The organism is Amycolatopsis sp. NPDC058986 (genome assembly GCF_042741125.1).
In the GTDB taxonomy this organism is placed as follows: Bacteria; Actinomycetota; Actinomycetes; order Mycobacteriales; family Pseudonocardiaceae; genus Amycolatopsis.
The window spans coordinates 226,996-243,802 of the sequence record NZ_JBHYJW010000004.1 but is presented as its reverse complement, the minus strand read 5'-3'; the positions used below and the strand labels follow the sequence as shown (position 1 = coordinate 243,802).

Genomic DNA, 16,807 nt, shown 5'->3' with positions numbered 1-16,807 from the left:
CCGGAAAATTTCCGACGGCCGGTCGATTTCTGGCATTCGTGCCCGAATCGGCCGGCCGTTTTTTGTCCCCCGTGCGCTGAAAGGGTGAACTGTCCGGATATCGCCCGGACGTCGTTGCCCGGCGCTCGGCGGCGTTGGTAGATTGGGAATCGATGGACCGTCGACATCGGTCGCGGCTTCCGATTCCGTGGCCGATGGCCGTTCACACTGTTCGACTCAGGGGCTCCAGGGGATTTCGTCATGATGTGACGAATGGTCATACCTGCCGATGTGCAGGACAAGGGGAAGGGCGATCCGCAGGGATCCGTCATTTTCTTTTCGAGCATCATCGAATCCGGTGAGCTTGATCGTCTCGGGCGTGCAATGGGGAGGGGGAAGCTCGATTTCGTCGTCGAGCCGGTTCGACCCGGACGAGGCTTTTCGGCGGGCATCGAAATGGTGCCCTGTTTCCGCCGGTAAATTCGTCGTGTGGAAACCGGGTGCTGAAAGGTCATCCCTACTCGATGATTGGGAGATCGTACGATGCGCAAGTTTTTCGTCACGCTGGCAGCGCTCGCGTCGGCGTTCCTGCTGCTGGGCACCGGTGTCGCTTCGGCGGGCTGGCACGGTGACTACATCGGCCAGGGCATCCGGATCAGGTCGGTGCCCGACGGAGGCACTGTCAAGGGGCTCGGCTACCAGGGGCAGGGCCAGTGCAGCACGGTGGCGCGGAAAGTGGGCAGCTACTGGTGGGGCTACCACCGCAACGACACGACCGGGGTGGTCGGCTGGAGCCGAGGTGACTATCTCAGTGTCGACGGCCGTGGCTGCTGAATGACCGGCCCCGCTTCCGTGGCGGTTTCGTAATTCGTGGCCAATGGCGGTGATTTCTGAGCTTTCCGGACGTCGTATCGGCGTCCGGAAAGCTTTTCCGCCGTCTATCGGAAAACAGGAACTGGTAGGGTGGGCTCGTATGAAGAGACGTTCGGTTCTTCTTCCGGCGTTCGGTTTTCTCCTGGTGCTGGCGGCTTCCTGCGCCGCGGGCCCGTCCGGCACCCCCGACGCGGGATCGCTTCCGGAGCCCGCGGTTCCGGCGAACCCGGCTCCCGCCCCGGCCGATCCGGCGGCGGTCCACCTCCCGCTCGACCCGTACGTCCGGCTCGCGGCAGGCCGTCAGGAAACGCTGGACAAGGCGGGCGTCATTCTCACCACGAAATGCATGCGGGAAAAGGGATTCGACTACAAGACGGACGACGCCCCCGGCGGTGGCAAGGCCAAGGGCGACAGCGTGCCGCTGCCCGCATACGGCATCAACGATCTCGCTCAGGCGAAGGAATCGGGCTACTCGCCGCCGGGCACCGGAACCCTGCAGTCGCTCGGCGAGCAGGGCGTGAAACTGCCGACGCTGGACGACGCGGTGCAGAAGCACGGTGCGGCCTGGGTCAAGGCGCTCTACGGCTTCGCCCCGCCCGAAAACGAGGGCAGCGGCGGCTGTTTCGAGGCCTCCGTCGTGCATGTGCCCGAGTACGACAAGCTCGACAAGGAACTGGCGGGCAGGCTCGCCGCACAGGCCGCCGAACGCGCGCAGGGGGACAGCAGGGTCGTCGCGGTGAACGCGGCGTGGAGCGCGTGCATGGCCGAATCCGGGTATGCGTACAAGTCGCCGGAGGAACCGCGCAAGCAGAAGTGGCCGGCACCGCGGTCGTCGGCCGAAATCGCCACCGCCGTCGCCGATGTCACGTGCAAACAGCGCACAAACCTGCCGGGGATCCGGTTCGCCGTGGAAAGCGGATATCAGCAGGCGTTGCTCGAAAAGAACGCGCCCGCGCTGAACCAGCTGCGTGACACCTGGCAATTGGTCGTCAAGGCGGCGGAACAGATTGTGGCCAATGGCGGCTGACGGCTCGTCCCCCGGCGGTGTCCCCCGCGAAAAGGAAACCGCGCCGGGCAGCGTGCTGAAACGTCGTAAAAGGGTGCTGCTGCTGGTGGCCGGTGCCGTCGTGCTGTTCACCGCGGGCGGGGTGGCGGGTGCCGCGTTCGTGAAATCGCCGGCACAGCTGGCGGCCGAGGAACGTCCGGTCGCGCCGACCGTGCTGACGGCACCGGTCAAACGGCAGGTCGTGGGCACCACCGTCGTGGTGCGGGGAACCGTGGCCGGGACCGACGACGTCCAGGCCACACCCGTCCCGGCAGGGGGCCCCGCCGGTGCCGCAGCGGGACCGAAGCCCGTGGTGACCGCGGTGCGCAAGGCCGCGGGGGACACCGTCAACGCCGGTGACGTGCTCGTCGAGGTGTCGGGCAGGCCGCTCGTCGCGCTGCCCGGCACCGAGCCCGCCTATCGCGACCTCCGGCCGGGCGACACCGGAAAGGACGTGGCCGGGCTGCGGCGTGCGCTCGCCGAGCTGGGATTCCCCAGTGCCGGTGATCCGGACGGGGTGTTCGGCGCCGCGACCAAGCGGGCCGTGCGGGCGTACTACGAGCGGCTGGGTTTCGCCGTGCCGACGACCGGTGGCGCGGGCGGCGCGTCCGGCGAGGACCAGGCGGCGACGCAGGCCGCGCAGGACGCCGTGACGCAGGCGAAGCGACGGCTGCGCGATGTCTCCGAGGGACAGGCCGCGCCGGGACAGCCCGCGTCCCCGCATGTCGTCGAGGACGCCCGCGCGGATCTGCGCACGGCGGAAAAACGGCTGGCCGACCTGGACGCCAGGACCGGCCCGATGGTGCCGCAGGCGGAACTCGTCTTCCTGCCGTCGTTCCCGGCCAGGGTCACCAAACAGGGCGCTCAGCCCGGCAAGGCGGTGGAGGCCCCGCTGGTCACGTTGTCCTCGGGCAGGCTGCAGGTGATCGGCCGCCTCGACCCGGCCGACCGGAGCCTCGTCCAGCCCGGTGCCGTCGCGGAGATCGACTCCGAGGTGACCGGGTTCCGCGGCGCGGGAAAGGTCGCCGCGATCGGGGAGCAGCCCCAGAACCCGCCCAGCGCTTCAGGGGACCAGCAGGGCAAGGGGCAGGCGTCGGGGACCTCGTACGTGGCCGTGACGATCACCCCGGACACTCCGCTCGAACCCGCGCTGATCGGCCAGGACGTCCGGCTCACGCTGAAGTTCGCGCAGACCGGGGGGCCGGTGCTCGCGGTGCCCTCGGCGGCCGTGACGTCCTCGGGCGACGGGCGGACCCGGGTCGTCGTCGCGGGCGCGGCTGGTACGCAGCGGACGGTCGAGGTCAGGGCGGGCCGCTCCGGCGGCGGTCTGGTCGAGATCACGCCGGTCGCGGGTGACCTCGCGGAAGGAGACCAGGTGGTGATCGGCCGGTGAACGCCGTGGCGGAGGTACCGCCGGTGATCGCGCTGCGCGGGGTGCACCGCGTCTATCCCGGCGCCCCGCCGGTGCACGCCCTGCGCGCCACCGATCTGACCGTGCGGGCCGGCGAGTACGTCGCGGTGGTCGGACCGTCCGGGTCCGGGAAGTCCACGCTGCTGAACCTGCTGGGCATGCTGGACACGCCGACCGGCGGGGTCTACGCCCTCAACGGCGTCGACGTCGCCGGGTTGCCGGACGCCGACCGGACCACGGTGCGCGGGAGCACGGTCGGGTTCGTCTTCCAGGCGTTCCACCTGCTGCCCCATCGGACGGCCACCGAGAACGTCGAGCTGGCCATGCTCTACAACCGGACGCCGCGGCGGCTGCGCCGGACCCGGGCGCACGAGGCACTCGAGCGGGTCGGCCTCGGCGCCCGTCGTGACGCGTTGCCCACGACCATGTCCGGCGGCGAACGCCAGCGGGTCGCGATCGCCAGGGCGCTGGCCAACCGGCCGAGCCTGCTGCTGTGCGACGAACCGACCGGCAACCTCGACTCCGGCACCACTTCCGCGGTGCTGGACCTGTTCGGCGGTCTGCACGAGGCAGGCCTGACCATGGTGGTGATCACCCACGATCCCGTCGTCGCGGCCAGGGCGGGCCGGGTGCTCGAGATCTCCGACGGCACCATGCGGGAGCGGCAGGCCGCGAACGGGCGGGGGCGGTGACCGTGCGGCGCCCCCGGAGATCGGCGCTCGCCATCCGGGACCTGGCCGCGGAGGCGCTGGCCGGGCTGCTGCAGCGGCCCGCGCGTTCGGCGCTCACCATGCTCGGCACCGTGATCGGCACCGCCTCGCTGGTGGCCATCCTCGGCTTCACCGCCACCTCGGCAGGGCAGATCAGCGCCCGGTTCACGGTGCTGTCGGCGACCGAGGTCACGGTGACCGACGCCGGGGCCAAGGTGCGGACCATCGACCCGGTGCTGGACTTCCCGGCCGACGCGGACCAGCGGGCGCGGGCGGTGAACGGGGTCGCCGACGCGGGCCGGTACTGGAAGGTCCCGCTGCCGCCGGGCACCCAGGTCAGTGCCAGGGCGCTGCCGGGAGCCCGGGACGCCCACACGCTGGACGTCTACGCGGTGTCCCCGGGAGCGCTGCGGGCGGCGCACACCCCGGTCGTGAGTGGCACCCTGTTCGACGAGTTCCACGAGCGGCGGGGCGAACGAGTGGCGCTGCTCGGGGTGCCGGCCGCGGCGCAGCTCGGTGTCTCCCGGCTCGACGCCCAGCCCGCGGTGTTCCTCGGGGGCCGTGCCTACACGGTGATCGGTATCGTCCGCACGCCGGAACGGCTGCCCCAGGCCGGTCTCGGCGTGATCGTCCCGGCCACCACCGCGCTCGACGGTTACGGTCCGCCCGCGCCGGACGACCCGGCGAAGATGCTGGTCGAGACCCGGCTCGGCAGCGCACAGGTCGTCGCGGCCCAGCTGCCGACGGCGCTGCGTCCCGAAGCGCCACAGCTGCTTTCCGTCGCGGCCCCACCGGATCCCCGGTCACTGCGCGACACGGTGGCCGCGGACGTCGACAGCCTGTTCCTGCTCCTCGCCGGGCTGGCGCTGGTGATCGGCGCGGTCGGGATCGCCAACACCACGCTGGTGTCGGTCATGGAACGGGCCGCGGAGATCGGCCTGCGGCGTGCGCTCGGCGCGCGGCGGCGGCAGATCGCGGCCCAGTTCGTCACCGAGTCCGCGGTGCTGGGGCTGCTTGGCGGGCTGGTCGGTACCAGCCTCGGCGTGCTCACCGTCGTCCTGGTGGCACTCGCGCGCGAGTGGACGGCCGTCGTCGACCCGCTCGTGGTGCTGGCCTCCCCGGTGGCTGGTGCGCTGGTCGGGCTGCTGGCGGGGGCGTACCCGGCGCTGCGGGCCGCTTCGATCGAGCCGGTGGACGCGTTGCGCGGCTAGGCACTACCGCGCCAGGCGCGCCTTCACAGCAGCCCCGCTTCCCTGGCGCGGGCCCCGGCCTGGAAGCGGGAGGTCGCGCCGAGCGCGGTCATCAGCTCGGCGACCCACCGCCGGTACGTCCGCAGGCCGACGCCGAGCGTGCGCGCGGCCGTCTCGTCCTTGCAGCCGGACGACAGCAGTTCGAGAATCCGCGGCACTTGCTCCCGCAGTTCCGCGAACCGCGCGTCGTAGACGGCCAGGTCCGCCGCGGAGCGCCACGCGGCGTCGAACAGCGACGAGATGCCCTGCACCAGCTCGGGTCGCGTCAGCACGCTGTAGGTCCGCACCCCGCCCGACTGGTCGCCCGCGAGGATCGCGACCCGCCCGTCCAGCAGGATCGTCTCGTTGATCTCGGCGGTGGTGATCCGGATCCGGGCACCGAGCGCGACGCGTTCGGCCAGCTCGGCGGCCGCGTCCGGGGCGAGCAGCACGCCCGGCAGGTAGATCTTGCGGATCCGCAGGTCGCGGGGAGCGCCGGAGGCCCCGCCGTGCCGCACCTGACGCTGCGAAGTGGCCCAGGTGTGCAGGTCGCGCGCGGCGCACGCGATGTCCGACGCGCGCTCGAAGAGGTGCGCCGTCCGGTCGAACAGCTCCTGTTCGCCGCGCACCGCGACGACGTCCCTGATCGTCTCCACCCGGCCAGTGTCCTCCGGTTTGGCAGCATGCTGCCAAACCCGGCGCGATCCGGGCGCGGAGAAGAGCCTTGAAGGCATGACACGGACAACCACTCCCGCCGCCGCGGCGGGTACCTGGCAGCTCGGCTCGTTCACCGTCAACCGCCTCGGCTTCGGCGCCATGCGCCTGATGGGCGGCGGCGAGGGCCGGGGCCGCGAGACGGCGATCGCGGTGCTGCGCCGCGCCGTCGAGCTGGGCGTGAACCACATCGACACCGCCGCGTTCTACTTCTCCGGCGCCTACTCGGCGAACGAGCTGATCAACACCGCGCTCGCGCCGTACGCCGACGACCTGGTCATCACCACCAAGGTCGGCCCCGGCCGCGACGCCTCGGGCGAATGGCTGCCGCCCGCGCGGCCCGAGCAACTGCGCGGGCAGGTCGAGGAGAACCTCCGCCAGCTCGGCCGCGAGCACCTCGACGTCGTCAACCTGCGGCTCGGCGAGCAGCTCGAACGCGGCACCGGTTCGCTGGCCGACCGCTTCGGCGCGCTCGCCGAACTGCGCGAGGCCGGGCTGATCCGCGAGCTCGGCATCTCGAACGTCGGGCCGGAACACCTCGCCGAGGCCAAGGCGATCGCGCCGGTGGTCTGCGTGCAGAACCAGTACGGCCTGACCGCGCGGCGCGAGGACGACGACCTCGTGCGGCTCTGCGCGGAGCAGGGGATCGCGTTCGTGCCGTTCTTCGCGGTCGCCAGCGGGCAGGCGGCCGTGGACGAACGGGTCGAATCCGTCGCGCGACACCACGGGGTCACCGCCGCGCAGATCCGGCTGGCGTGGACGCTGCACCGGTCACCGAACGTGCTGGCCATCCCCGGAACGGGGGATATCGACCATCTCCAACAGAATGTCGCGGCGGGCGGACTGAAGTTGTCCGAAGAGGACATACGGTCTATCGAAGGTCTCGGCACGGCGTCCGAAACGTGAACGAGGCCTGACACCAGGGCGAACTTGTCGCCTGGAGGTGTCACGGTGCTCACGACAAGGCATCCGGGACTAGGCCGGAAGGCCACTTCGATGCTTACGATTCCCCCGTGACCACGCCTGCTTCACTCGCACTGGCCATCGGCGCATTGGTGGTCGGCGTGGTTGTCGGCTTCCTCGCGGCCAAAATCCGCACCCGAAGGGGGGAAGCCCGGCGCCCCGCCGGCCCCACCGTGGCCGAGCTGCTGGCCCGGCTCATCCGCTCCTCGAACAACGGCGTCGTCGTGCTCAACAAGTTCGGCGACATGGTGCTGCACAACCCGCGGGCCTACGAGCTCGGCCTGGTGAAGGTCAACCAGGCCGACCCGCGCGCCCGCAAGGCGGCCGAGCAGGTCGTCGAGACCGACGAGCCGATGGAGATCGACCTTTCGCCGCTGGAGGCACGCGGCCGCCAGCCCGAGGCGGTGCTCGGCCTGGTCCGTTCGCTGGGGGACGGGTTCACCGTGGTCGAGGCCGTCGACCACTCCGAGGCGATCCGGCTCGAAGCGGTTCGCCGCGACTTCGTGGCGAACGTCAGCCACGAGCTCAAGACCCCGGTCGGCGCGATCGCGCTGCTCACCGAGGCCGTCCTCGACGCCGCCGAGGACACCGAGGAGGTCCGCCGCTTCGGCGGCAAGATCCTCCGCGAGTCCACGCGCCTCGGCCAGCTCGTCACGGAACTGATCGCGCTTTCGCGGCTGCAGGGCGCCGAGCGGCTGCCCGATCTGAACGTCGTGGAGGTCGACGCCGTCGTCCGCGAGGCGCTGGGCCGGGCCTCGATCTCCGCCGAATCCGCCGAGATCACCGTGACCACCGACGCCGCCAGCGGCCTGCTCGTCGAGGGCGACCGGACGCTGCTGGTCACCGCGTTGTCGAACCTGCTGGAGAACGCCGTCGCGTACTCGCAGCCCGGCAGCCCGGTGTCGATCAGCAGGCGGCTGCGCGACGGGGTGGTCGAGATAGCCGTCACCGACCGCGGCATCGGCATCGCCGAGGAGGACCAGCAGCGCGTGTTCGAGCGGTTCTACCGCGCGGACAAGGCCCGCTCGCGCGCCACCGGCGGCACCGGCCTCGGCCTGGCGATCGTCAAGCACGTCGCCGCCAACCACGGCGGATCCGTGGGACTCTGGAGCCGTCCCGGCACCGGCTCCACGTTCACCCTGCGCATCCCCGCGCACGCGGGCGAACCCGCACCCGAACCCGGCCGCACCGCGATCCCGGCGGGGCGGCAGGAGAAGACCCCCGAGCGGACACCCCGGCTCGTGGCCACAGGGCAGGACAGCCCGGATCATGGAGGAAACCTGTGACGAGGGTTCTCATAGTCGAGGACGAAGAGTCGTTCGCCGACCCGCTCGCCTTCCTGCTCCGCAAGGAGGGCTTCACCGCCGCCGTCGCGGGCACCGGCCAGCAGGCGCTGGAGGAGTTCGACCGCAACGGCGCCGACATCGTGCTGCTCGACCTCATGCTGCCCGGGATGAGCGGGACCGACGTGTGCAAGCAGCTGCGTCAGCGTTCCGCGGTCCCGGTGATCATGGTGACCGCGCGCGACAGCGAGATCGACAAGGTCGTCGGCCTCGAACTGGGCGCCGACGACTACGTCACCAAGCCCTACTCCGCCCGGGAGCTGATCGCGCGGGTGCGCGCGGTCCTGCGCCGCGGCGGCGAGGGCGACACCGGTGACGCGCTGACCCCGCTGGTGCTCGCGGCCGGCCCGGTGCGGATGGACGTCGAACGCCACGTCGTCACCGTGGACGGGGCCGAGGTCTCCTTGCCGCTCAAGGAGTTCGACCTGCTGGAGTACCTGCTGCGCAACGTCGGCCGGGTGCTCACCCGCGGTCAGCTCATCGACCGGGTGTGGGGCGCGGACTACGTCGGTGACACCAAGACGCTCGACGTCCACGTCAAGCGGTTGCGGTCGAAGATCGAGCCGGACCCGGGGTCGCCGCGGCACCTGGTCACGGTGCGCGGGCTGGGCTACAAGTTCGAGTCCTGAGCGGCGCGCGCCACGTCACTGGTTGGCGCGGGCGAGTTCATCGGCGTGGGCGACCAGGTCCTCGCCGGTGAAGCGGAGCGCGTTGCCGACCGAGCGGAGGGCGTTGGGGAACGCCTCCGGGTCCTGGCGCTGGAACCTGAGCCAGACCAGCAGTTCGTCCAGGTGGGCGCGCAGCGTGCGAGCCTGGTCGATGACGCCCTCGGTGCGTGACACGGGCGACGCGCCCTCTTCGTCTGTCGCGACGGAGCCGTCCATCTACAACCTCCTCGGTTAGGGCCGGTGGGGTGGCGACGGGCGCTTCACCACCATGCGACGCCACCCGTCTTCCGGGGCACTCCACCCCACCGGCTTGTGCAACGGTAGAGACGCGCAATTGCATGAGCAATGCCCGTAAAGAGTGATGCTCGCGCACGTGCAAGGTCGCTACGATGCAGCGCATGGCGTCCCCAACGAGGGCCAAGAAGCGACTTGGCCACTTCCTTCTCGAACTCCGGACACAGGCCGGTCACGCGCTGTCCGCTCCGGCGGATGAGCTGAAGGCCTCCGAAAGCACCGTGAGCCGCTACGAGTCGGGGCACGTGCTCCCGGTCTGGTCGACGGTCCTGGCGCTGCTCGGGTTCTACGGCGCGAGCGACGCGGCTCGGGAGCTGGCGGTCAAGCTGTGGGAACAGGCCCGCGACGAGCCCAAACCGGTCCGCCTGCCGTCGAGCACGCCGAAGTCGTTCCGGCAGATGCTCAACGCCGAACGCGAAGCCAACGGGATCAGGGCGATCGAACTGAGTGTGGTGCACGGCCTGCTTCAGACCGAGGCCTACACGCAGGCGCTATTCGCGGCCGCGTCGCGCTTCCATGACCAAGAAATCCCGGTGGACGGCGATATTGCGGTGCGGAAGGCGCGCCAGGAAGTGCTGTACGACTCCAATCCACTGAACTTGCACATGGTGTTCGACGAGGCAGTCATCCGCCGCAAGGTCGGCAGCCGTGAGGTGCAACGCGACCAGTTGGAGCACCTGCTGCGGGTGGCGGCTCTGCCGCACGTCACCGTGCAGGTCATGCCCTTCTCGGCAGGCGCGTACGGAACGATGTCTGGCGCTGTGACGATCGTGGACTTTCCGGACAAGGGTGAGACGCCTGGTGTCTACCTGGAGTACCCGGCGGGTGGGGCTTGGGTGGAAAATGAGGCCGATGTGCAGCGCTTCACCACCGCATTCGAAGACGCCGTACTCGCCGCGTTGTCACCTGACGACTCGGCGCACCTGATCAAGCAGCAGATGAGGGCACTGGCAGATGATGACGAACAGGAACTGGCGGAAGAGTAGTTACTCGGGCGGCACGAACAACAACTGCGTCGAAGTGGCGCTCGACTGGCGGAAGAGCAGCTACTCCGGTGGGCAAGTCAACGCGTGTGTCGAGGTGGCGCTGAGTGCTCAGGCGCACGTCCGGGACACCAAGGCGCGGGAGGCGGGCGAGCTGGCCTTCTCGGGCGAGGCGTTCACCGCGTTCCTCTCCGCATTGAAGCGTTCCCGCTGATCGACCGGCGCCGCGTCGAGTGCTGACGGGCAACGAAAACCGTACGGAAGGCTGTGGCGTTGGTTACGATTTCGTGACCTGGCCGTGCGGCCGGTACGCTGGACCCTCGTGCGCCTAGGGGTACTCGACGTCGGTTCCAACACCGTCCATCTCCTCGTGGTCGACGCCCATCGCGGCGCCCACCCGACCCCCATGCATTCCGAAAAGTCGGTGCTGCGGCTGGCCGAGCAGATCACCCGTTCCGGCGACCTCAGCAGGCAGGGGGCCGACGAGCTGGTCGGCGCGGTGGAATCGGCCAAGGCCGCCGCCGCGCGGCTCGGCTGCGAGGAGGTCATGGCCTTCGCCACCTCGGCGGTACGCGAGGCCAGGAACTCCGCGAAAGTGCTGGCCAGGGTCGCCGAGCAGACCGGGGTCGAACTCAAGGTCCTCTCCGGCGTCGACGAGGCGAGGCTGACGTTCCTCGCGGTCCGCCGGTGGTTCGGCTGGTCGGCGGGGAACCTGCTGGTCCTCGACATCGGCGGCGGCTCGCTGGAGGTCGCGATGGGCGTCGACGAGGAGCCCCAGCTCGCCGAATCCCTTCCGCTCGGCGCCGGTCGCATCACCAGGACCCGGTTCCAGCACGACCCGCCGACCCGCTCGGAGCTCGTCGCGACGTCGGCCTGGCTTGAGGACCAGCTCGCCGGGCTGGCCAAGAAGGTCGCCAAATGGGGTGAACCCGACCGGGTCGTCGCGACGTCGAAGACGTTCCGCTCGCTGGCCAGGCTCACCGGAGCCGCCCCCTCGGCGAGCGGCCCCCGCGTCCGACGTACCCTCACCGACACCGCACTGCGTCAGCTTCTCGCCTTCATTTCGCGGATGCCTTCGGGCGAGCTGGCGCACCTGGAAGGGGTCAGCGCGAGCCGGTCCCACCAGCTGGTGGCGGGGGCGCTGGTGGCGCAGGGCGCCATGCGAGCGCTTTCTCTCGGAGAACTCGAGATCTGCCCATGGGCTCTGCGAGAGGGTGTCATCCTGCGGCGGCTGGACCATTCCAACGGTGCGGACGACACTGGGGCCGGTCTTTCCCGGCGCTTCGGCGCGGGAGAAGACCGGTGACAGCAGCGGACTGGACTTCGCTGACGGAAAACGGGCACGGTGAAGAGGTGACGGAGATGCAGAGGACGGTGTTCAGCGCGCGCGGCGCCGCCGGCGACCCGTCGGGTACCGACTTACCCCGTGCGGTAACCCCCGAGCGCGCTTGGGACAGCACGGTATGACGGATCAGACCGGAGGCGACCAGCCGCAGAAGACCGTGGCCGAACTGCTCGCCGAACACGGCGGGCAGGTCGAGAGTTCACGGCGCCGCCGCAGGCGTGCCGCCGAGGACGACGACCCGGCCCCGGAACCCGGTGGACGGCGGAGAGCGAGCGTCGGCGACACCGCTCCGCAGGCCATCATCGACCGGGTCACGGCCGACGGCCCGCCGCCAGGGGCCCCGCCGGCCCCGCCCGCGGCACCCACGTCGCGGCGCCGCCCGGCCGGGGACACCCCGCCCGCGCCGCGGCCGATGCCGCAGGAATCGCAGCCGCTGCCGCGGCCGAACGTGCAGCCGCCCGCCCCTCCTGCCCCTCCCTCGCGGCCCGCCGCGCAGGAGTCCGGCCAGTTCGTCCGGCCGCAGGAGTCGGGTCAGTTCGTCCGTCCGCCGCAGGAATCGGGTCAGTTCGCCCGGCCGCCCCAGGAGTCGGGGCAGTTCGCGCGCCCGCAGGAGTCCGGCCAGATGCCGGTGCCGCCGCGCCGTCCGCCGCGCCCGCCCGCTGGCCCGCCTGCGCCGCCCACTCCGCCCGCAGCCGAAGAGACCCGCGAAGAGGTGCAGCCGGTCCGCCGGCGCCCCGGCCAGGCCCCGCCACCGCCCGCCGGCCCGCTGGCGGCCCGGCTGGACGGCCTCGACGGCGCGCCCGACGCCGACGCCCCGCCCGCGCCGGGCCCGATGGCGAGCGGCACCTTCGCCGCCCCGGCGCCCGAGAACGCGCCCCGGCGCCCACGCCGGGCCCCCGGGCGGCGGCAGGCCCCCAAGGCCGAGCCGCACACCGAGCAGTTCGCGGCCGTCGCCGACGAGCCCGAGGCGCCCGCGGGCGACGTCCCGCCCGCCGGGCTGGCGGGCTGGCGCAAGCGGCGGCAGAAGGAACAGCTGGAGGACACCGAGGTCGGCGTCATGCCGGTCGTCCCGCCGGTGCCGCCCGCCGAGGCCGAACCCGAGCCGTACCCGGAGGCCGAGGACTACCCGGCCCACGACGACTACGACGACGGCGGCCCGCCCACCATGGGCCACCCGGCGCCGATGCCGTTCGCTCCCGGCCGCGAGGACGCGCCCGACAACCTCGACGAGTACGAGCGCGAGTTCGACGAGCCGTCCTACCCGGACGGCCCCCCCGACTTCGACCGCGACGACTACGGCTACGAGCAGTCCGGCGAGTACGAGGACGAGTACGACGAGGACGCCCCGGCCGCCGAACCTGTCGCCGAAGCCGAACCCGCCGGGTCACCGGGCAAGCAGTGGCTGGTGCTGGCGGGTCAGCTCGCCCTCGGCGTGGTCGGTGGTGCCGGGGTCTGGCTGGGCTTCAACTGGCTGTGGGTCAACCTCGCCCCCGCCGCGCTGATCGGCGCGCTGGTGGTGATCGTCGGGCTGGTCTGGATCGTGCGGAAGATCCGCCGCGCCGAGGACCTGCAGACCACGGTCCTCGCGGTACTGGTCGGCCTGGTCGTCACGGTGACACCCGCGGCACTGCAGCTCGTGTCACGTTAGCCGAGCGGCCGGGCAGCTCCGGCACCTTCCCGAGGTCGCCCATGCGCGGCGCCACGGTGACCGGCGCGGGGCACTGGAGCGAGCAGCAGGCAGGATGGGCGGCGTGAGCGAATCCTCGGCCCATGTCCCCGTCGGGCTGTCGACGGCGTCGGTGTGGCCACTCGGCGCCGGTGCCGCGTTCGAGCTGGCCGCGGACCTCGGCTTCGACGGCGTCGAGGTGATGGTGTGGGCCGATCAGGTCAGCCAGGACGTCTCGGCGTTGCGACGCTGGTCGCGGCGCACCGGCGTGCCCGTGCTGTCGATCCACTCGCCGTCGCTGCTGATCACCCAGCGCGTCTGGTCGCCGGATCCGGAGGTGCGGCTGCGCCGGTCCGTGGACGCCGCCGTCGAGCTGGGCGCCCGCACCGTCGTGGTGCACCCGCCGTTCCGCTGGCAGCGCCGCTACGGCGACGCCTTTCCCGGGCTCGTCCGGGAGCTCGAAGACGCCAGCGGCATCGAGATCGCGGTCGAGAACATGTTCAAGGTGCGGCCGCCGGGTGGTTCGCGCAACGCGCGCGTGTCGGCTTTCCGGCCGTCCATCGATCCGACCGATGTCGGGTTCCGGCACTACACGCTGGACCTGTCGCACACCGCGGCGGCCAGGATGGACGCGCTGGCGCTCGCCGACCGGATGGGCGCCGGGCTCGGGCACGTCCACCTCGCCGATGGCACCGGCGTGCCGAAGGACGAGCATCTGGTGCCGGGACGCGGGAACCAGCCGTGCGCCGAACTGCTGGAGAAGCTCGTCAGCAGCGACTTCGCCGGTCAGATCGTGCTCGAGATCAACACCCGGCACGCGACCGGCGCCGCCCAGCGGGCCCGCGATCTCGCCGAGGCGCTGCTCTTCGCACGGCTGCACCTGGGGCAGTAGAAAGATCATCTTCTGCGGACACGATCACCAGGTACCTGCGTTTCCCCCTTGTGAACACGTAAAGTTCCGACCGTGAACCCGCTGCGCACGCTGCACCTCGCCGCCGGTACGGACCCGCTTCCCCTGCTCGGCTCAGGGGGCCCGGGCTTCCGGGGGACCGGGATCGGCCGTTCGTGAGCACGACGGACAACGGCGGCGCGTCGCTCGAAGCGGCCTGCGCGATCCGCTCGATGGGGGACGGGACGTTCACCGCGGTCCTGCGCGCGGAATGGTCGATCGGGTCCCATCCGCACGGCGGCTTCCTGCTCGCTCTGCTGGCCAGGACCGCGGTGGTCGGCCTGCACGAACGCGGTGAGCCACCGGCCGAGCCGCTGGCCATCAGCGCCGAGTTCCTGCACGCGCCCGCACTGGGGCCGGTGCTCCTGCGCACCGATCTGCGCAAGGTCGGCCGCCGCGCGACGGTGGTGGCCATCCGGCTGGAACAGCGTGGCCGCAGCTGCGTCGAGGCGCGGGTGACCACCGGACGGCTGCCGATGCGGCGCCCGGAATGGTCCGACGTCCCGATGATGCCCGCCGAGCCGCCGCCGGGATCGCCGTCGATCACCGGGGAGACGTCCGAGGGCGTGTTCGGTCTGGCCAAGGCGTGCGAGGTCCGCGTCGACCCGGCGACCGCGGGTTACCTGGCGGGCCGTGTGGGCGAGCCGCCGCGCATGCGGCTGTGGGTGCGGCCGCGCCACGGCCTCGCCGACCCGTATTTCGCGCTGCTCGCCGGGGACGTCAATCCGCCGGTCGTGATCAACCTCGGCCGCGTCGGCTGGGCACCGACCGTGCAGCTGACCGCGTTGCTGCGCACCCGCCCGGCGCCCGGCTGGCTGCGGGTGATCGTCGAGTCGCGCGCGGTGCACGAGGCCTGGTTCGACTCCGACGCGATGGTGGTGGACTCCCAGGGGCGGCTCGTCTGCCAGGCACGTCAGCTCGCGCTCGCCCCGGCACCGAGCCCCTGACACCAAGCCCCTGACGCTCGTTTGGCACGCTGAGCGCATGAGCGATGCTTGCGAGCGAATCATGGACATCATGCGCCGAAAGGGATTGAACACAGTCTCGCGAAGCGAGTCGATCGCATGACTGTGATCGCGGTACTGGGGGCGGGCAAGATCGGGGAGGCCCTGCTTTCGGGGCTGCTGCACGGCGGGCACCGGCCCGAGGACCTGCTCTTCACCGAGCGGTACCCGGCGCGGGCGGCCGAGCTGACCGAGCGCTACCGGGTCCGCGGCGTCGAGGTCGAGGAGGCCGCGAAGCAGGCGGACGTGCTCGTCGTCGCCGTCAAACCGCAGGACATCGACCCGGTGCTGGCCGAGCTGGCGCCGCTGCTGGGCCCGGAATCGCTGGTGGTGTCGCTGTGCGCGGGCCTGCCGACCTCGTTGTACGAGCGGCGGCTGGCCGAGGGCGTGCCGGTGGTGCGGGTCATGCCGAACACGCCGATGCTGGTCGGCGAGGCGATGAGCGCGATCTCCGCGGGCAAGTACGCGACCTCGGAGCACCTCGCGCTGGTGAAGGAGCTGCTCACGCACGTCGGCCAGGTCGTCGAGGTGCCGGAGGGGCAGCAGGACGCGGTGACCGCGCTGTCGGGTTCCGGACCGGCGTACTTCTTCTACCTGGTCGAAGCCATGATCGACGCCGGGATCCTGCTCGGCCTGCCGCGGGCGCTCGCCGGGCAGCTGATCATCCAGTCCGCGGTGGGCGCGGCGAAGATGCTCGCCGAGTCCGACGAGCACCCGGTGCTGCTGCGCGAGGCGGTGACGTCCCCGGCGGGGACGACCATCAACGCCATCCGTGAACTGGAGAAGCACGGTGTCCGCGCGGCGTTGCTGGCCGCCATCGAGGCCGCGCGCGACCGCTCCGTCGACCTGGGCAAAGCCCACGAAGGCTGACGGCTGGGACGCCATTCAGCCGAATGTGCGACTTCACAGCGTGACAGACGCCCTGCTAGTGCACCATCGCGAGTGCGAGATTGAACCCGGTCTGACGTCGCTTTAGCCCCACCTGTCCCGCTACCCTCGGGGGAGCACGTGCGTGTCGATACCACAGGTGGGGAAGCCTCGTGGCGCGACACGTGTCGAAGGACGCGGTAATCATGTCGCCGAACAAGAAGGAGGAGCTGCCTTCAGTAGGGCAGGTCCAGTTCCTGACGGTCGCCGAGGTGGCCACGCTGATGCGGGTCTCGAAGATGACCGTCTACCGCCTGGTGCATTCCGGGGAGCTGCCCGCGGTGCGGGTGGGCAAGTCGTTCCGGGTGCCGGAGAAGGCGGTGCACGAGTACCTCCAGGGTGCCTACTTCGACGTGGGCTGACCGGTCGCGGGCACGCACCACGTGCCCGCCGACCGGCCCGCGAACCCACACGGGTAACCTGGTAGACCGCTCGTGCCTGTGCGCTCCACGCGGTTGGACGCTGCGCCGGGCAGCGTGACCAACGACGAGGAAAGGAGCGCTCATGGGCTCTGTGATCAAGAAGCGCCGCAAGCGTATGTCCAAGAAGAAGCACCGCAAGCTGCTGCGCCGCACGCGCGTGCAGCGCAGGAAAGCCGGTAAGTGACCCGGTATTTCCTCCGGTCGTGATCGTGGCCCGTCCAGCTGCTGGACGGGCCACCTCCAACTGTGTCTTATAAAAAAAACAGAGCCCACCAGACAAAG

General features: G+C 71.1%; 20 protein-coding genes. 18 read left to right on the top strand and 2 right to left on the bottom strand.

The annotated features are described in order from the left end of the window. The first annotated feature begins 252 nt into the window (after positions 1–252). The 6 genes from ACFW0G_RS06110 (at position 253) to ACFW0G_RS06085 (ending at position 5,229) form a co-directional block, all read left to right on the top strand. Positions 253–459 (top strand): hypothetical protein, encoded by a 207-nt coding sequence (locus ACFW0G_RS06110; protein ID WP_378323673.1) that lies wholly within the window; start codon positions 253–255, stop codon positions 457–459. A 63-nt stretch (positions 460–522) separates the two neighbouring features. Next, positions 523–813 carry a hypothetical protein gene (locus tag ACFW0G_RS06105; protein ID WP_378323672.1) on the top strand — a complete coding sequence of 97 codons (291 nt, stop codon included), beginning with the start codon at positions 523–525 and terminating at the stop codon, positions 811–813. A 139-nt stretch (positions 814–952) separates the two neighbouring features. Then, positions 953–1,879 carry a hypothetical protein gene (locus ACFW0G_RS06100; RefSeq protein ID WP_378323671.1) on the top strand — a complete coding sequence of 309 codons (927 nt, stop codon included), beginning with the start codon at positions 953–955 and terminating at the stop codon, positions 1,877–1,879. Further along, positions 1,869–3,290, top strand: a complete 1,422-nt coding sequence (locus tag ACFW0G_RS06095) for a peptidoglycan-binding protein (RefSeq protein ID WP_378323670.1) — start codon at positions 1,869–1,871, stop codon at positions 3,288–3,290. Before ACFW0G_RS06100 ends, ACFW0G_RS06095 begins: the two co-directional genes overlap by 11 nt. Then, complete coding sequence (locus tag ACFW0G_RS06090) at positions 3,287–4,000, top strand: ABC transporter ATP-binding protein (RefSeq protein WP_378323669.1); 714 nt, start codon at positions 3,287–3,289, stop codon at positions 3,998–4,000. Before ACFW0G_RS06095 ends, ACFW0G_RS06090 begins: the two co-directional genes overlap by 4 nt. Further along, entirely contained in the window at positions 3,997–5,229 is a 1,233-nt protein-coding gene (locus ACFW0G_RS06085; protein WP_378323668.1) for an ABC transporter permease, read from the top strand. Before ACFW0G_RS06090 ends, ACFW0G_RS06085 begins: the two co-directional genes overlap by 4 nt. Positions 5,230–5,252: 23 nt before the next feature. Here ACFW0G_RS06085 and ACFW0G_RS06080 read toward each other — a convergent pair whose 3' ends face one another. Continuing rightward, positions 5,253–5,903 (bottom strand): DNA-binding response regulator, encoded by a 651-nt coding sequence (locus tag ACFW0G_RS06080; protein ID WP_378323666.1) that lies wholly within the window; start codon positions 5,901–5,903, stop codon positions 5,253–5,255. A gap of 76 nt (positions 5,904–5,979) precedes the next feature. Between ACFW0G_RS06080 and ACFW0G_RS06075 the strand changes: the two genes are divergently transcribed. The 3 genes from ACFW0G_RS06075 to ACFW0G_RS06065 all read left to right on the top strand — a co-directional run bounded on the left by ACFW0G_RS06075 (position 5,980) and on the right by ACFW0G_RS06065 (position 8,896). Next, entirely contained in the window at positions 5,980–6,867 is an 888-nt protein-coding gene (locus tag ACFW0G_RS06075; RefSeq protein ID WP_378323665.1) for an oxidoreductase, read from the top strand. 107 nt (positions 6,868–6,974) lie between these two features. Then, entirely contained in the window at positions 6,975–8,210 is a 1,236-nt protein-coding gene (locus tag ACFW0G_RS06070; RefSeq protein WP_378323664.1) for a sensor histidine kinase, read from the top strand. After that, the gene (locus ACFW0G_RS06065; protein ID WP_378323663.1) at positions 8,207–8,896 is read left to right on the top strand and encodes a response regulator; all 690 of its coding nucleotides are present in this window, start codon (positions 8,207–8,209) and stop codon (positions 8,894–8,896) included. The genes ACFW0G_RS06070 and ACFW0G_RS06065 overlap by 4 nt, the downstream gene beginning before the upstream one ends. 15 nt (positions 8,897–8,911) lie before the next feature. Here the strand turns inward: ACFW0G_RS06065 and ACFW0G_RS06060 are convergent, their stop codons facing one another. Next, positions 8,912–9,151, bottom strand: coding sequence for a hypothetical protein (locus ACFW0G_RS06060; protein ID WP_378323661.1), 240 nt, complete (start codon positions 9,149–9,151; stop codon positions 8,912–8,914). A 182-nt stretch (positions 9,152–9,333) separates the two neighbouring features. On the opposite strand from ACFW0G_RS06060, the gene ACFW0G_RS06055 reads away from it, so the two are divergent. From ACFW0G_RS06055 to ACFW0G_RS06015, 9 genes are all read left to right on the top strand, one after another. After that, entirely contained in the window at positions 9,334–10,215 is an 882-nt protein-coding gene (locus tag ACFW0G_RS06055) for a helix-turn-helix domain-containing protein (protein WP_378323659.1), read from the top strand. Further along, the gene (locus tag ACFW0G_RS06050; RefSeq protein ID WP_378323658.1) at positions 10,184–10,426 is read left to right on the top strand and encodes a DUF397 domain-containing protein; all 243 of its coding nucleotides are present in this window, start codon (positions 10,184–10,186) and stop codon (positions 10,424–10,426) included. Before ACFW0G_RS06055 ends, ACFW0G_RS06050 begins: the two co-directional genes overlap by 32 nt. A 108-nt stretch (positions 10,427–10,534) precedes the next feature. Then, positions 10,535–11,518, top strand: coding sequence for a hypothetical protein (locus ACFW0G_RS06045; protein WP_378323657.1), 984 nt, complete (start codon positions 10,535–10,537; stop codon positions 11,516–11,518). 157 nt (positions 11,519–11,675) lie between these two features. Next, positions 11,676–13,205: a hypothetical protein gene (locus tag ACFW0G_RS06040; protein WP_378323656.1), complete on the top strand. Its 1,530-nt coding sequence runs from the start codon at positions 11,676–11,678 to the stop codon at positions 13,203–13,205. Between the two features lie 103 nt (positions 13,206–13,308). Then, on the top strand, positions 13,309–14,115 hold the full coding sequence (locus tag ACFW0G_RS06035) for a sugar phosphate isomerase/epimerase family protein (RefSeq protein ID WP_378323654.1): 807 nt from the start codon (positions 13,309–13,311) through the stop codon (positions 14,113–14,115). A 230-nt stretch (positions 14,116–14,345) separates the two neighbouring features. Beyond that, a complete protein-coding gene (locus ACFW0G_RS06030) occupies positions 14,346–15,119 on the top strand; it encodes a thioesterase family protein (protein ID WP_378323729.1) in 774 nt (257 codons plus the stop codon). Positions 15,120–15,236: 117 nt separating this feature from the next. Further along, entirely contained in the window at positions 15,237–16,046 is an 810-nt protein-coding gene (gene proC / locus ACFW0G_RS06025) for a pyrroline-5-carboxylate reductase (protein ID WP_378323653.1), read from the top strand. A 203-nt stretch (positions 16,047–16,249) separates the two neighbouring features. Further along, positions 16,250–16,465 carry a helix-turn-helix domain-containing protein gene (locus ACFW0G_RS06020; RefSeq protein WP_345397694.1) on the top strand — a complete coding sequence of 72 codons (216 nt, stop codon included), beginning with the start codon at positions 16,250–16,252 and terminating at the stop codon, positions 16,463–16,465. Positions 16,466–16,607: 142 nt separating this feature from the next. After that, entirely contained in the window at positions 16,608–16,709 is a 102-nt protein-coding gene (locus ACFW0G_RS06015) for a 30S ribosomal protein bS22 (protein ID WP_007030867.1), read from the top strand. The last annotated feature ends 98 nt before the right edge of the window (positions 16,710–16,807 follow it).

What these genes read in the sequence shown, in the direction of transcription:
- ACFW0G_RS06105 (WP_378323672.1), top strand. Translation starts at nt 523, where the DNA reads ATGCGCAAGTTTTTCGTCACGCTGGCAGCGCTCGCGTCGGCGTTCCTG.
- ACFW0G_RS06055 (WP_378323659.1), top strand. Translation starts at nt 9,334, where the DNA reads ATGGCGTCCCCAACGAGGGCCAAGAAGCGACTTGGCCACTTCCTTCTC.
- ACFW0G_RS06100 (WP_378323671.1), top strand. Translation starts at nt 953, where the DNA reads ATGAAGAGACGTTCGGTTCTTCTTCCGGCGTTCGGTTTTCTCCTGGTG.
- ACFW0G_RS06040 (WP_378323656.1), top strand. Translation starts at nt 11,676, where the DNA reads ATGACGGATCAGACCGGAGGCGACCAGCCGCAGAAGACCGTGGCCGAA.
- ACFW0G_RS06020 (WP_345397694.1), top strand. Translation starts at nt 16,250, where the DNA reads ATGTCGCCGAACAAGAAGGAGGAGCTGCCTTCAGTAGGGCAGGTCCAG.
- ACFW0G_RS06060 (WP_378323661.1), bottom strand. Translation starts at nt 9,151, where the DNA reads ATGGACGGCTCCGTCGCGACAGACGAAGAGGGCGCGTCGCCCGTGTCA.
- proC (WP_378323653.1), top strand. Translation starts at nt 15,237, where the DNA reads ATGACTGTGATCGCGGTACTGGGGGCGGGCAAGATCGGGGAGGCCCTG.
- ACFW0G_RS06030 (WP_378323729.1), top strand. Translation starts at nt 14,346, where the DNA reads ATGGGGGACGGGACGTTCACCGCGGTCCTGCGCGCGGAATGGTCGATC.
- ACFW0G_RS06015 (WP_007030867.1), top strand. Translation starts at nt 16,608, where the DNA reads ATGGGCTCTGTGATCAAGAAGCGCCGCAAGCGTATGTCCAAGAAGAAG.
- ACFW0G_RS06075 (WP_378323665.1), top strand. Translation starts at nt 5,980, where the DNA reads ATGACACGGACAACCACTCCCGCCGCCGCGGCGGGTACCTGGCAGCTC.
- ACFW0G_RS06110 (WP_378323673.1), top strand. Translation starts at nt 253, where the DNA reads ATGGTCATACCTGCCGATGTGCAGGACAAGGGGAAGGGCGATCCGCAG.
- ACFW0G_RS06095 (WP_378323670.1), top strand. Translation starts at nt 1,869, where the DNA reads ATGGCGGCTGACGGCTCGTCCCCCGGCGGTGTCCCCCGCGAAAAGGAA.
- ACFW0G_RS06050 (WP_378323658.1), top strand. Translation starts at nt 10,184, where the DNA reads ATGATGACGAACAGGAACTGGCGGAAGAGTAGTTACTCGGGCGGCACG.